The organism is Adlercreutzia sp. ZJ154 (genome assembly GCF_011039055.1).
Lineage (GTDB): Bacteria > Actinomycetota > Coriobacteriia > Coriobacteriales > Eggerthellaceae > Adlercreutzia_A.
In genome coordinates, this window is the sequence record NZ_JAAKEF010000016.1 from 1 (window position 1) to 14554 (window position 14554).

General features: G+C 39.4%; 12 protein-coding genes and 2 tRNA genes. 7 read left to right on the forward strand and 7 right to left on the reverse strand.

Annotation, left to right across the window (positions count from 1 at the left end; genetic code table 11):
• Positions 1-505: 505 nt before the first annotated feature.
• The 7 genes from G7Y37_RS06830 to dnaN all read right to left on the reverse strand — a co-directional run bounded on the left by G7Y37_RS06830 (position 506) and on the right by dnaN (position 8650).
• Positions 506-581 (reverse strand) — tRNA-Ala (locus tag G7Y37_RS06830).
• A 133-nt stretch (positions 582-714) separates the two neighbouring features.
• A tRNA-Ile gene (locus G7Y37_RS06835) sits at positions 715-791 on the reverse strand.
• A gap of 55 nt (positions 792-846) precedes the next feature.
• Positions 847-1614 carry a TraX family protein gene (locus tag G7Y37_RS06840; RefSeq protein WP_165062728.1) on the reverse strand — a complete coding sequence of 256 codons (768 nt, stop codon included), beginning with the start codon at positions 1612-1614 and terminating at the stop codon, positions 847-849.
• A 156-nt stretch (positions 1615-1770) separates the two neighbouring features.
• A complete protein-coding gene (gene gyrA / locus G7Y37_RS06845; protein WP_165062729.1) occupies positions 1771-4374 on the reverse strand; it encodes a DNA gyrase subunit A in 2604 nt (867 codons plus the stop codon).
• 54 nt (positions 4375-4428) lie between these two features.
• Positions 4429-6357: a DNA topoisomerase (ATP-hydrolyzing) subunit B gene (gene gyrB / locus G7Y37_RS06850; protein WP_165062730.1), complete on the reverse strand. Its 1929-nt coding sequence runs from the start codon at positions 6355-6357 to the stop codon at positions 4429-4431.
• A 110-nt stretch (positions 6358-6467) separates the two neighbouring features.
• Positions 6468-7538, reverse strand: a complete 1071-nt coding sequence (locus tag G7Y37_RS06855) for a DNA replication/repair protein RecF (protein WP_165062731.1) — start codon at positions 7536-7538, stop codon at positions 6468-6470.
• Positions 7539-7552: 14 nt separating this feature from the next.
• Positions 7553-8650, reverse strand: coding sequence for a DNA polymerase III subunit beta (gene dnaN / locus G7Y37_RS06860; RefSeq protein ID WP_165062732.1), 1098 nt, complete (start codon positions 8648-8650; stop codon positions 7553-7555).
• Between the two features lie 834 nt (positions 8651-9484).
• Here dnaN and G7Y37_RS06865 point away from each other — a divergent pair.
• From G7Y37_RS06865 to G7Y37_RS06895, 7 genes are all read left to right on the forward strand, one after another.
• Positions 9485-10246 carry an ATP-binding protein gene (locus G7Y37_RS06865; protein ID WP_241156050.1) on the forward strand — a complete coding sequence of 254 codons (762 nt, stop codon included), beginning with the start codon at positions 9485-9487 and terminating at the stop codon, positions 10244-10246.
• Positions 10247-10321: 75 nt separating this feature from the next.
• Positions 10322-11920, forward strand: a complete 1599-nt coding sequence (gene dnaA / locus G7Y37_RS06870) for a chromosomal replication initiator protein DnaA (protein ID WP_165062733.1) — start codon at positions 10322-10324, stop codon at positions 11918-11920.
• Between the two features lie 450 nt (positions 11921-12370).
• The gene (gene rpmH, locus G7Y37_RS06875; RefSeq protein WP_165062734.1) at positions 12371-12505 is read left to right on the forward strand and encodes a 50S ribosomal protein L34; all 135 of its coding nucleotides are present in this window, start codon (positions 12371-12373) and stop codon (positions 12503-12505) included.
• A gap of 5 nt (positions 12506-12510) precedes the next feature.
• The gene (rnpA, locus tag G7Y37_RS06880) at positions 12511-12882 is read left to right on the forward strand and encodes a ribonuclease P protein component (protein WP_165062735.1); all 372 of its coding nucleotides are present in this window, start codon (positions 12511-12513) and stop codon (positions 12880-12882) included.
• 28 nt (positions 12883-12910) lie between these two features.
• Positions 12911-13123, forward strand: a complete 213-nt coding sequence (yidD, locus tag G7Y37_RS06885) for a membrane protein insertion efficiency factor YidD (RefSeq protein ID WP_206214129.1) — start codon at positions 12911-12913, stop codon at positions 13121-13123.
• A gap of 26 nt (positions 13124-13149) precedes the next feature.
• Complete coding sequence (locus G7Y37_RS06890; protein ID WP_165062736.1) at positions 13150-13932, forward strand: YidC/Oxa1 family membrane protein insertase; 783 nt, start codon at positions 13150-13152, stop codon at positions 13930-13932.
• Positions 13933-13989: 57 nt separating this feature from the next.
• Positions 13990-14514, forward strand: a complete 525-nt coding sequence (locus G7Y37_RS06895; RefSeq protein WP_165062737.1) for a R3H domain-containing nucleic acid-binding protein — start codon at positions 13990-13992, stop codon at positions 14512-14514.
• Positions 14515-14554 lie beyond the last annotated feature (40 nt).

The following is a 14554-nucleotide window of genomic DNA, read 5'->3' on the forward strand; positions in this document are numbered from 1 at the left end:
ATGCATCACCAAATGCTGTTTGCCCAGTGTTCTCCACAATTCAAGCTGCCTTCATGGCAATCCGACCGTGGAAAGTCGGAAGTTTTGACCATTTTTGTCAATTTATTTCTCTCGCTACGCATTTGAAACTCTGCAACTTAACGAAATTGATTGCAATCGCAATATGGACATGCACAATCTTAATCTGGACGGGTGTTCAGAGGTATTCAGATTAAGAATTCAATTAACAACCGCAATCCATGAATAATACCGCTAGACACATTTTTTAAGTATTAACCCACTAAGAGGTATCAAAAGGCGAACTCCTGCAACAAGGGTTCGCCTAATACTTTTGTGGTGAAGTATAGGGGGATCGACACGTATTCGCTTCACGAATCCGTAAAGACCTTAAGCCTTCGGCTTTCGACCCACAACAGCCCACTGGGCTGCTGTGCTCTCGCGGGGTTCGATCCTTGAAGGCTTCACAAAAATGAAAAAGAGCCGAACTTGTCGGCTCGAAAATTCGTGGTGGAGCATAGGGGGATCGAACCCCTGACCTCAGGCTTGCAAAGCCCGCGCTCTCCCAGCTGAGCTAATGCCCCACATATGTTAGCAAATGTTTCACGTGAAACATTCTTGCCCGTTTGCCAAACCGTTCAGTCTGACAACAGACCCACACTTTTAATAAACGCTCCACCGGCTAACTCGGCTCACGATGGAGCGTTTATCGCAAAATGGTGGGCCCGAATGGATTTGAACCAGCGACCTCACGCTTATCAGGCGTGCGCTCTAACCAACTGAGCTACGGGCCCTCAAAAAAGTGCTTGACAAGACTACCTCATTTCAGCAGTTCGGGTCAAGGAATTTTTATAAGAATATTACAGTAATGGCGTAAATTACCAACAGATGAACTGGATAATACGCATAAAAAAGCCATTTCATAGGTTTTCCGCGACTTCCGCGGTAAAAACATAGCATTATTGTTGCCGCCGTATAGCCAATTAATGCATACCCAATAGTAAGCATGTCGTTAGTGCGAAGTCCATTAAATAAAGTTACACACATAGGAACAAGCATGGTGCCGATTATCGTTATAAGATTTGCTCGTCTTTCAGCACGCAGCATGCGCTCTTGTGCTGCGTGGTCAAAAACAGAAAGTTCATCACCTGAGATTTTTACATCGCGCAACACGCTAAACATATAAATTACTACTAACCCAGTAGTTGCCCAATCAAAATGCGCACTCAAAACTACTGTGCAACAAAGAGTTGCCAAAAGTCCAAAGCCTACTCCACACCTGTCGTTTATGCGCAAAATTCCTAAACCTATTAACAGCGTAAATAACACATTTCCACATGCACCAAACAACAATGAATACGGAATCTGGGAAACAAGCGCAAATACAAAAAGACGTAGTGCATACCTCTTTAAACTTGATGTATGAACATAACCTTCGACCAACAAAAACGCCATTATGGGAAAAGTAATGCCACCCGCAGCAAACAGTACAAACAATATTGGCAATGGCAACCAAGCTTCAAAAACATTTGCAACGTGATTGCACGTCATGGCAACAATGGCCACTATTTTTAACTCGAAACCAGTTATTTCTAAAGAATGTTTCACGTGAAACATTATAAATTCCGGCGGCTGCAACTAACCCCCACAGCACTTAGTTCAATAAGTACTTGCTATGGATGTCCGCTACAACCGCCGGACTAAACACCGCAACAATTCAATACACTTGCTGGCGTTTTCTGCTTATATTCAATCGTGCATCAAATTATCAAGCTAATTAATTTCCTCCACACCTGTTAAGCTAGCATCTTCATCAACGGAATCGGTGTTTTGTTTTTTCTTGTTGCCAGTGTCGCTAATGGCTACCGCAGTTACTCTGTCGCCATCTGATATATTCATGCAGCGCACGCCCTGAGCCTGCCGCCCAAGTTCACTGATTCCTTTCACAGGAGTGCGAACTATAACGCCCTCTTCAGAGATAATCATTATCTCGTCGCTAGCTTCCACAATCTTCATGGCAACTAGCAAGCCTTTCTTTTGCGTCATCGTAATAGTGTAAACGCCCTGTCCGCCACGATGATGTTCGCTATATTCACTGACAGATGTACGTTTGCCGTAGCCTTTTTCTGTTATAACAAACAAGTCTGTGCCCGGACGCGCTATTTCCATGCCTAGCACATGCGCATCGGCTGGCACCATCATGCCGCGCACACCTGTAGCAGTACGACCCATTGCGCGTACTTCCGATTCATCCCACAAAATGGCTTTACCCGCACTAGAAACCATTATGACTTTTTCGCCCTTCGCCACACGGCGCACCGAAATTAGCTCATCGTCATCATTCAGATTGATAGCAATTAAACCGTCGCGGCGCGTTCTGTCATATAGATCCATAGCGGTCTTTTTCACAGTACCCTTTGAAGTGGCGAACATTAGGAATTCGTCGGCTGGGAATTCTTTAGTAGAAATAACTGCCGAAATAGTTTCACCCTTTTCCAGCGGCAACAAATTTACTATAGCCGTGCCGCGGGCATGGCGCGAAGCTTCGGGAATGTCGTACACATGCAGACGATAAACTTTGCCTTTTGTAGAGAAGAACAGCATGTAGGAGTGATTAGTTGCCACAAACAGATGCTCTACGAAATCGGAATCTTTTAGGTTTACGCCTTGCATGCCCTTGCCGCCGCGCTTCTGCTGACGATAAGCTGTAACCGGCATACGTTTAATGTAGCCCGCTTCCGTCATGGTAACTACCATATTGTCGTCGGGAACCAAGTCTTCAACTTCTATATCGCGCGCTTCACCGGTAATGCGAGTACGGCGCGCATTTGCATATTTCCTGCGAATTTCAAGCAGCTCATCTTTGATAACACCGCGCAGCAAATGCTCATCATCTAGCAAGCTTTTTAGATAGGCAATGCGTTCGCGCAAATCGGACAATTCAGCTTCTATCTTTTCGCGCTCTAAGCCGGTCAAACGACGCAGACGCATTTCCAAAATAGCATCGGTTTGGCGTTTCGTTAATCCAAAACGTTCACGCAAACGCTCGCTTGCCTCTTTGTCGGTTTGGCTACTGCGAATTATATGGATAACCTCGTCAATGTTATCTAAAGCAACTATGTAGCCTTCTAAAATATGTGCCCGCTCTTCCGCTTTTGCTAATTCATAGCGCGTGCGGCGCGTAACAACATCTATCTGGTGCTGAATGTAGTAATGCAAGATTTCTTTTAGCGACAACACGCGCGGTGTATTGTCAACCAAAGCCAGCATGTTTATTCCGAATCCAACTTGCAACTGCGTATGCTTAAACAGCTTATTCAGTACTACCTGCGGAATAGCGTTGGCTTTTAGATCAATTATGATGTCTATTCCGCGACGATCTGCAGCATCATGAATGTTCGAAATTTCAGGTAGTTTCTTCTCGCGCACCAGTTCGCCTAGTTTTTCTAACAGGCGCTTACGGTTAACCTGATACGGAATTTCTTTCACAATAATAGAACTGCGACCCGACTTCTTCTCTTCAAACACACATTTAGCACGCACGGTTATATTGCCGTGACCAGTTTCATATGCGTCAACAATGCCTTTTTTGCCCATGATTAGACCACCGGTTGGGAAGTCTGGTCCCGGCATAGCGCTCATTAGCTCTTCGGTGGTGACATCAGGATTATCCAACATAAGAATAGTCGCATCTATGGCTTCACCCAAGTTGTGTGGCGGAATATTGGTAGCCATACCTACAGCAATACCATTACTGCCGTTAACCAACAAGTTCGGGAATCGCGCAGGAAGCACCTTAGGTTCTTGCAGGCTTTCGTCATAGTTAGGCTGAAAATCAACAGTTTCCTTGTCAAGGTCGCGCAGTATTTCCATAGCCGGCTTGTCTAAGCGCGCCTCGGTGTAACGCATTGCCGCCGCAGAATCGCCGTCAATGCTGCCAAAATTCCCGTGCCCGTCTACCAGTGGCAAGCGCATACTAAATGGTTGTGCCAAACGCACCATTGTGTCATACACCGCAGAGTCGCCATGAGGGTGATATTTACCTATAACATCGCCCACTGTACGCGCCGATTTCATATGCGGCTTCGTGGGTAGATAGCCCGATTCGTTCATAGCGTAAAGAATGCGCCTATGTACCGGCTTCAGGCCATCGCGAACATCAGGCAACGCGCGCGCAACAATAACGCTCATGGAATACTCCAAGAACGACTGTTGCATTTCCTTACCTAATTCCGCTATCTGCACATCACCAGTAACGGCAGTTTCTGCATCCGATAATTCGGCGCTTTCCTGCTCAGCAGCCTCTTTCTCGGTTACATCTGTTGTGTCGGGCGTTTCGCCCTCATGCTCTTCATTAAACATTTCGTTATCTGACATATTCTGCCTTCCTGCAGCATATTTCGTTGGTCTTTATATTTGCAGCAGTTATCGCTAAATATCTAAATAGCGAACATCTTTTGCATGGCGCTGGATGAACTCTTTTCGCGGCTCAACCTGTTCTCCCATCAATTCGCTTACCACGCGCTCGGCACGGGCAGCATCATCAATATTTACTTGCAAAAGTGTACGATTCTGCGGCTCCATCGTAGTTTCCCAAAGCTGCTCAGGATCCATTTCACCAAGACCCTTGTAGCGCTGCACGTCAAATTTGTCAGGGTCGGGAAGCGATGCCAAATAAGCCTTCAGTTCATCTTCCTTAAAGATATACTTCTCTATCTTTACGTTGCGGGAATTTTTTTTCTTCAGACCATATAGCGGCGGACACGCAATGTAGATGTAACCGCGGCTGATCAGCTCTGGCATATAACGATAGAAGAAAGTTAGCAGTAAACAACGAATATGCGCACCGTCTACATCAGCATCAGTCATTATGATAATGCGATGATAACGTGCTTTTTCAGCATCGAAGTCTTCACCGATATTTGTGCCAATAGCGGTGATAAGACTGCTGATTGTGTCGGAATTTAGCGATCTGTGCAAACCAGCGCGTTCCACGTTCAGAATTTTGCCACGTAGCGGCAAGATAGCTTGAAATTTACGGTCGCGCGCTTGTTTGGCTGAACCACCTGCAGAATCGCCCTCTACAATGAATATTTCCGACAAAGATGCATCTTTGCTAGAACAATCAGCCAACTTACCCGGCAGCGCAAAGCTATCAAGCACGCCTTTCCTGCGCGTAGCTTCCCTAGCTTTACGAGCAGCTTCTCTAGCTTTTAGCGCTTGGCTTGCTTTTTGCACAATGCGCTTTGCTGGTGTGGGGTTTTCTTCCAAATACTCTGCTAAACCTTGCGTAACAGCATTTTGCACAAGCGGGCGAATTTCGGTATTACCCAGCTTGGTTTTTGTTTGACCTTCGAATTGCGGGTCGTGCAGCTTAACGCTTATTATTGCGGCTAAACCCTCGCGAGTGTCATCGCCACTTAGGTTGCTATCTTTTTCTTTTAGCAACCCTTTACTGCGCGCATAATCGTTTAATGTGCGCGTGACGGCTTGCTTGAAGCCATCCATATGGGTGCCGCCTTCGTGTGTATTAATGTTATTCGCGAAAGCCATTATTGATGTGCTGTAACTACTTGACCACTGCATTACCACTTCTACTTCGCCATCTGCATTTTCAGCTGCGAAGTAGATAGGCTTGTTCAGAACTTCCTTGCCCTCGTTCAAATATTTCACAAAATCAATTATTCCACCATCGGCTTTGAAAGTTTCGGTGCGCTCTTTGCCAAATCGTTCGTCGTGCAGGGTTATTTTCAGCCCTTTGTTCAAAAATGCCATTTCGCGAAAACGATTAGCCAGCGTATCAAAATCAAACTCGGTAGTTTCAGTAAATATTTCTGGGTCAGGCCAGAACGTGGTTTTTGTGCCCGTGCCTTTTGCCCTGCCTATTTCGTGCAGTTTTGTAGCTGTTTTACCATGATCAAAGCCGATGGAATATTCCTTTCCATCTCGGCGGACACACACTTCCAACTTTGTAGACAGCGCGTTTACAACCGACACGCCTACACCGTGCAATCCGCCTGACACTTTATAACCTTCACCGCCAAATTTACCGCCAGCATGCAAAATGGTAAGCACAACTTCAACGGTAGGTATTTTTTCTTTAGGGTGTTTTTCTACAGGAATACCACGACCATTGTCGGCAACAGTAACGGAATTATCGGGATGAATCCAAACTTCTATTGTGTCGCAATAACCTGCTAGTGCTTCGTCAACAGAATTGTCCACCACTTCGTAAACTAAATGATGAAGTCCACGTGGACCAGTAGAGCCAATATACATACCTGGACGCTTACGAACTGCTTCCAAGCCTTCGAGCACCTGAATATCAGACGCACCGTAATTCTCCGGTTTAGCTGCCATTAACACGCTCCTATTTGTTTATGGGATTTGAGGCGTTTAGAGCGCCGTTTTCCAATTTTATCATACAAATAGTCGTTTTTTACTAATATGCTATCTTAAACGGCGAAATTTCAGCCTGTTTGAAGGGGTAATTTCACTATATGTGCATCTGAAATTGCTTTTTTGTCGAAATAGTCCATATTTGTAGTAGTTATGAATGTTTGAGAATCGCGTTGTAAATAATCAACCAGAGCGCTGCGGCGATCGCCATCCAATTCACTCATTACATCATCTAGTAACAAAATAGGCAAAGTGCCTAGAAGGTCTTCTATTATTTCAGCCTCGGCAAGTTTCCAAGCTAATACAGCCGATCGTTGTTGACCCTGACTGGCAAATTTGCCAGCATCCATATCATTAATGGCAAATTCGATACGATCATGATTTGGTCCAACAAGTGTGCGCCCAGCATTTAATTCGGCTGCGGTGTTCGCTTCGACCGCTTTTTGTAAGTCTTCATAAAAGTTTTCTTCATTCATCCATGAAGAAACATACGTACCACTAAGCTTTTCTCCACCAGATATTTGTTGATATTTGCGCGTAATTTCAGGCTCAATTCTGGTGAATAATGCGTGTCTATAATTCTCTAACTGCGATCCTACACGTACAAATAATTCATTTATCGCATCTAGCATGTTTTTTGCGCCGTCTTTAAGAAGTTTGTTTTTATGGTGCAGTACTTTTTCAAAATCTTTTTGTATAACATGATAATTTTTATTTAACTGAGCGCCTAGTGCATCTAAAGAATCACGCCGTTTACTGGGAGAACCTTTTATTAGATTCAAATCGTCTGGTGTAAAAGCAACCGATGGAACTAGTCCGCGTAAATCCGATGCACGCTTTGCTTTACCATTCAATTTATAATGCCGCGCCTTCTCTTCAAGTGCGAGTGCAATTTCAAGTTCTCTATTCCCGTCGCTGGCTTTTATTTCAACTCGCGAATTAGATGCACCATAGCGAAGCAGTTCCGCTGTTTTTGAATGACGAAAAGACTGCATAGATGTAAGCAGCTGTATCGCCTCTACAATATTAGTTTTTCCTATTGCATTAGGACCAACCAGTACCGTTAACTTACCCGGCACTTCAAGGTGCAGCCGATTGTACGACCTAAAATCGCGCAAATAGATATCTGAAATACGCAACATGCGGACTATAAAAACTATATACGTACAGGCATTATGAGATACAAATAATTTTCTGGTTCTTCAGCGCGCAAAATACCCGGTTTCATATCGGATTGCACTTCCAAATATACTTTTTCTCCGCTTATAGCAGACAGTCCATCTTGTACATACGAAGAATTAAAAGCAATTTGTATATCTTCGCCTTCAATTTGGCAAACTATAGTTTCTTGCGCAGTACCAACATCAGGCGCAGAAACAGTTATTTGCGTAGTTTGCGATGCTATATTTAAATCGAAACGCATAGGTGCAGTTGATGAACTTAATAAAGCTGCACGCTTAACACTTGCTGCTAGTTCTTTCACATCTATTTGCGCGCGGGATGTATAAGTATTTGGAAGTAACTGCTTATAATTTGGATAGTTGCCCTCGATACGTCTGTTAATAAATGTAACCGGTCCACATTTTGCAACTATTTGATTTTCCGCTAAAGCAATAGAAACATTACCTTCATTTCTTGGCAATGCTGCAATTTCATTAAGAAAATTCCCAAGAATAACTGCTTCAAAATCTTCAGCAGCAGAATCTGGCATTGGAATTTCTGTTATAGCAAGACGATAGGAATCAGTAGCAACCATTCGTAATACATGTTCTTCTAACGTGATAAGAACACCTGTTAATATAGCACGGCTTTCGTCGCGTGATACTACTCGCGAAACACGACGAACCATATCTTGAAATTGGATAAATGGAATTTCTAATTCACTATCGGTTTCTACGTGCGGAAAACCGGGGAAGTCTTCATAGTTAAGTGTACGTACTGAAAAAGATGAAGTATCGCATGTAATATGAGCGGTGTTATCAGACTCTTGAATACAAACAGCTGCATCAGCAAGATTTTTGACAATATCATTGAATAATTTACCGGGAACGACGGTTTTTCCGGGTTCATCTACTAGCGCCGGCAAAATATATTTCACAGAATATTCTAGGTCGGTCGATTGAAGTACCACTTCATCGCCACTAACATCCAACATAATTCCAGATAAAACTGGTAAAGTAGAGCGTGTAGATACACCTTTTAGTACCACTGAAAGCGCATTTTGTAGTTCTGTTTTGTTAATAGTGAATTTCATTCATGCTCCCTATATTGCTGAATTTATTTGTCATTATACAGTGCGAATATTCTTAATATATAGTTAATTCCGGCATCGCTTTATTTATAAAAATAACCGATTAATCTCAAAGGTTGGTCTTGTTTTTATTTCATATTTTACATTCAATATATATTTGAAATATCAAATTACTGTATGAAAATGTTGACAAAAATAATTTTTCAGAAAATATTTTTATTTTTATTTTTAATATCTCAAATAGTTTGAAAAATCCCGAAACTTTCAGCAAATTGTGAAAAAATATGAAAATCTAAATAGTATTATCGGTTTTATTCCTAGTCGTTTAATACTGAATTGTGGAAAATGTTGAAAACTTTTCTTTTAATTATCAAATTTGTGTAAAACTTTTAACTATCGCAGTTCTACCTTGTTTTTCTTTTATTTTGCACTGTTGAAATCTTCGTGCGTACTTTTTATTTTATTTTAATTTATTGGTATCTAGCTGGGATAATACAATTACAATTCAAAAATAGAACATAATTTCGCTTGACGGGATTAGTTTATTGTACTCAAGATATAACTTGATATTTTTATAAGTAACTTAACTGGGGAAACTAATTTTTCTAAAAAATCAAGCTAAAATCTAAAAAATATTTAACAATGCCTTATAAAAATTCATAGATTTTTTTCAACCTACTTAAATATTTTCCACTTTTTCTGAATTAAATGTTGAAAACTTTTATCGACCTCTATTTTTTCACCAGTATTTGATATATATTTCAGAAAAAGTGTCATACTTCTTTACCTAAAGTAATTAACTTGCTCTTTAAAGCGTCATTGAAAGGAGATGCAAAATTGGACTACTCTTTTGTACCTAATGCAGCGCGCATCGCCTTATATGACGATATGCTTAGTTCTCCTCAAATAATTGAGGTACCACCAGCTAATACTACTAATTTTATCGGAGAGTTATCTTCTCAAATATACAACTTATCCCGCCAAGCAGGTGGAGGTATTCCCTTCAGCGCTATAAAGCAAGTAACTGAAAATTTTATTCATGCAGATTTTCGCGAAATAGTTGTTTCTATTATGGATGATGGAAATACAATACGATTTACCGACCAAGGTCCCGGAATTAGCGATAAGCAACGCGCGCAACTTCCGGGTTTTTCTTCAGCAACTGAAGAAATGAAAAAATATATAGACGGAGTAGGTTCTGGATTACCTATTGTTCGAGAATACTTAGATGTAAAGCACGGCACACTTACATTAGATGATAATTTAAATGGTGGCTCAGTAGTAACGCTTAGTTTAACCCCTCAAAAAACTTCTAATTTTGAAAAGCACACACCAAATATACCTACAACAACTTCGCAAGTCTCTAATATACCTTCCGAAATAGTTTTATCTTCTCTTTCAAAAAGATCTCAACAAATTCTTTCGTTATTTAAAAATGAAAGCACTCTTGGAGTCCAAGACATATCAAATATGACAGATATCCCACTTTCAAGCACTCATTCCGAATTACGCAAGTTAGAAGAATCGGGAATTATTGAAAAACTTGGAAAGAAGCGTATTCTTAGTAATCTCGGACGTAATATTATTGAATCTCTCTAGTTTTCCACAATATAATCTTTCGGCTGGTATCATAATGAAAACTAGAACAATAACTAAGAAGATGGATTCTTAAGTATGAATAGTGACACTTTAAAACAAAAATGGGCAAATGTTTGCCAGCGTGTGGTGTCATACAATGATGTTGACAGTTTGCAATTTAGCGCACTAGCATCACGCTTACAGCCACAAGCTATAAGCGATGGATTTCTTATGCTTACAACTGAGAATGCATTTTTAAAATCGTGGGCTGAAAAAAGCTTTATAACTGCTATACAACGTGCATTACAAGACTTATATGGAATGCCTTTTATAGTTGTTGTTGAAATTGATGAAGTAAAAGAAGAACCAGCGGAATCGATATCTATTGAAACTACCCAAGTTTCTCAATTATCTCAAACGCAGAACATTAATCCTATTCCTAATCAATCAAACATCAATAATATAGGTGAAGAACCTAAACCTATAAGAACTACAATTAACACACCAAAATCTTCTCCTATTGAGCCAATAAACGTACAAAATGTTTCACGTGAAACATTTTTACCGGTTGAATCAAATTTAAATGAAGATTCAGTTGTTGATATAAGTTCAGCAAAACCAGATTCAGTACAACACGAGCAAGTATTGTCTTCTCTTACATTTGAAAATTTTGTTATTGGTGAATCAAACCGCATGGCATATTCTATGGCAGTTCAAGTCGCGGAAATGCCGGGCAATACAGCACTTAATCCTCTATTTATTTACGGGAAAAGCGGGCTTGGAAAAACGCATCTAATGCGCGCTATACAAAATTATATAAATGAAACTCAGCCACACCTTCACACAATATACGTTGACTCTGAAGAGTTAATTAGCGGGTATACCGATGCGGTAGCTGAACACGATCGTGAAAAATCAAGTTACAAAAATTTTAAAACATATTACGAAGCTGCCGACGTATTATTAGTTGACGATATTCAATTTTTGCAAGGTAAAAAACAAACTTTAGATATTGTTTTCCAAATTTTTAATAAGTTAACAAATCAAGGAAAACAAATAGTTCTTTCCGCAGACCGCGCCCCAAAAAATATAGACATAGATGAACGTTATAGTTCTCGGTTTGTGCAAGGTGGCACAATAGATATTCAACCACCTGAAGTTGAAACAAAACTTGCAATTGTTAAAAGCTATATAAATATGTACAGAAAATCTGAAGGAAATGAAAATCTTTCCATTCCTGAAGATGTGCAATTTTATATTGCAGAAAATTCTGGATCTAATATCCGAGAATTAAAAGGTGCTTTAACTATAGTTATTTATCATATTAATTTCTTACAGAGAGACACCATTTCAATTGGTGATGTAAGTCAGCTTTTAGAGAATCATTTTTCTGGGGGAATTCGCAAAAATCTTACTGTTGAAGATATACAAAAAGAAGTTGAACAATTTTATAAGGTAAAACATTCTGACTTAATTGGTCCAGCACGTGATAGAGGAGTAACTTATCCGAGACAAATAGCTATATATCTTTGCCGGCAGTTATTAGATCTACCTTTTAATGATATAGGGAAGAAATTTAATCGTGATCATACGACCATTATGCATTCAGTTTCTAAAGTTGAGAAGATGATCATAACAAACAGAGATGTACAAGAAGAATTAGAAGCCTTAAAACAAATGATTAAAGAACTTTAATTTATAAAATTTTGATACTTTCTTATCTACAGCTATTCCACATTGGTAATAAAAACAATCATAGTCTCTAACTTGAAAAATGTTTCACGTGAAACATTTTTCACCCGTTTTAACAGATTGAAATATCTGAAAAACTTAAATACTGGTGAATATATCTATGAAAACTAGCAATTTTTTCTACTTTTTTAATAATTTTTTGTGTAAAGATTTTTTCTATTAAAAATGCTGTGTATTTCAGCTACATTTTCTTAACCTAAATATTTGAATAAAATCTCATATTTACACTGGTGATTTGCAACTTTTCACCTTTTAAACCGTCTTTATTATATTTATTATTTCTTAAAACATTTATATACCCCATCTAAATAATATCCACTTATCGAATTTCATTGACAGTTTCCGCAGGTGAGATATACTTTTCAAACTGCTCTTTTTAGAAAAGGATTCATAATGAAACGTACATATCAACCAAATAAGCGCAAGCGTGCTAAATGTCATGGTTTCCGTGCCCGTATGTCCACTAAAGGCGGTCGTGCAGTATTATCTCGTCGCCGGGCAAAAGGTCGTAAGCGTCTCTGTGTCTAAAATAATTGGAAACTATTAAATCAAACGCTGAGATTTCTAAGATATTTAAGGAAGGTAAGAAGTCATCTAATAAATATATTACGGTGATTATTTTTCCTAAAAATCTTGAAAAACTTAGCCTAGATGCAGATTTTGAACACGGTCTAAACGGCCGTGTTGCTTTTATTGCTGGCAGAAAAAATGGAAATGCTTGTTGGCGTAATCGCGCAAAACGTAGGCTACGTGAATTAACTAAACAGTTTAATGGTCCGTGGTCTGGTTACGATGTACTATTAGTAGCAAAACATTCACTTACAGAAGCTAATTATAGTAAAGTGTCTTCTACTATAAAAAATACACTGCAAGAATTAGGTTTGGTGGAACCGGGTGCGGAATAGAATTCCGAAATTTGTTAAAAATATTCCTATGAACTTAGCCATAGGTTTAATTTTGCTTTATAAAACTCTTATTTCACCCTTATTACCATCTTCTTGTCGTTTTATTCCGAGTTGTTCGGAATATGGATTGATAGCGTTTAGAAGATTTGGATTCCGAAAAGGTTTTATTTTAACTATCAAAAGATTATTACGTTGTCGTCCGGGTGGTCCTCATGGATATGATCCGGTTCCAGATATGTAAATTCATTAGAAAGGGATTAACCTACTATGTGGGAAGTTATCTTGCAATGGATATTTAATGTTATCGATTTTTTCTACGGTTTAGTAGGAGACTGGGGTTTATCTATAATTATTATTACGGTAATTTTCCGTATTCTTGTAGCACCCCTTATGCATAAGCAGGCTAAATCAAATTACAAAATGCAAAAGATTCAGCCTCAAATGCAAAAGCTACAGGAAAAATATGCAGGTGATCAGGTAAGACTTAGCCAAGAAATGCAAAAACTTTATGCTGAAGCGAAGTTTAATCCATTGGCTGGATGTCTTCCAATGTTATTACAGATGCCTATATTTATTGCACTTTTTCAGGTTCTTCGGAATATTGGAGATTACATTCAAGGGGATCCGGGAGCTATTTCATTCTATAACCTCGTTCCGAGTCTTACTCAAACACCAGCCGGTGCATTTAGTGAAGGAATTGGAACATTTGTTCCCTATTTAATTCTTATGATTATTTTTGCTGGTGCAACATTCTTCCCTATGATTCAACAGCAATTAAAGAATAAAGACAATAAAATGCGTAATCAAACTTTGATTATGGGAATTCTTATGTCTTTGTTTATGCTTTGGATTTCATGGGGTTCTCCTGCTGGTGTACTTCTTTTCTGGGGTGTTTCTTCACTTATTGGTATTGCGCAGAATCAATTCACTCTTTCGAGATGTCGCAGAGCAGATGCCGCTGAAGAAGCAGCTGCGAAATTAGAAGTAAAACCTGTTGAGGTTGATGTAGTTCGTAAACAAAAAAAGCAACGTCAACATAAAAAGCATTAGTTTATTTTGATATGAATAATGTTTCACGTGAAACATTTTGGTTAATAAGGAGTTATGATGACGGAAGAACAAGAATTTAATATTGAAGATGATATTCAATCTGAAGTTTCTGAAGAAGAATTAGATGAGATTGCTGATAAATCTATTACTATTCTACAGAACATTCTAAAGCATTTTAATATCGGTGAAGTTGTTATTGATGAATATGAAGGGGATGAAGGAGAACTTATCTTAGATATTACCGGAAATGATCTTGCAGTAATGATTGGTAGACACGGTAATACTCTAGATGCCCTCCAAACTCTTTTTAATTCTATTATTATTCGTGAATTAGGTTATAGATATCCTATTGTTATCGATGTTGAGGGTTATAAAGGACGTCAAAGACAAAAACTTGAATCTATTGCTAGGTCGTCGGCAAGCCGCGCTGTTACTCAACATAGGAATGTTAGCCTTCATCCTATGACTCCATATGAACGCCGAATTATTCATGTAACATTAAAAGATAATAATAAAGTAACTACTATTTCTGAAGGCGAAGGAAATACTCGACACGTTATAGTTATACCGAATTCAAACTAAGTTTTTAGGTTGGTTTAGTGTTTCACGTGAAACATTTTAG

Bases quoted from the DNA above. Each gene is read 5' to 3' on its own strand.
- dnaA (WP_165062733.1), top strand. From the start codon at position 10,322: ATGAATAGTGACACTTTAAAACAAAAATGGGCAAATGTTTGCCAGCGT.
- yidD (WP_206214129.1), top strand. From the start codon at position 12,911: ATGAACTTAGCCATAGGTTTAATTTTGCTTTATAAAACTCTTATTTCA.
- gyrB (WP_165062730.1), bottom strand. From the start codon at position 6,357: ATGGCAGCTAAACCGGAGAATTACGGTGCGTCTGATATTCAGGTGCTC.
- G7Y37_RS06890 (WP_165062736.1), top strand. From the start codon at position 13,150: ATGTGGGAAGTTATCTTGCAATGGATATTTAATGTTATCGATTTTTTC.
- dnaN (WP_165062732.1), bottom strand. From the start codon at position 8,650: ATGAAATTCACTATTAACAAAACAGAACTACAAAATGCGCTTTCAGTG.
- G7Y37_RS06895 (WP_165062737.1), top strand. From the start codon at position 13,990: ATGACGGAAGAACAAGAATTTAATATTGAAGATGATATTCAATCTGAA.
- rpmH (WP_165062734.1), top strand. From the start codon at position 12,371: ATGAAACGTACATATCAACCAAATAAGCGCAAGCGTGCTAAATGTCAT.
- gyrA (WP_165062729.1), bottom strand. From the start codon at position 4,374: ATGTCAGATAACGAAATGTTTAATGAAGAGCATGAGGGCGAAACGCCC.
- G7Y37_RS06855 (WP_165062731.1), bottom strand. From the start codon at position 7,538: ATGTTGCGTATTTCAGATATCTATTTGCGCGATTTTAGGTCGTACAAT.
- G7Y37_RS06840 (WP_165062728.1), bottom strand. From the start codon at position 1,614: ATGTTTCACGTGAAACATTCTTTAGAAATAACTGGTTTCGAGTTAAAA.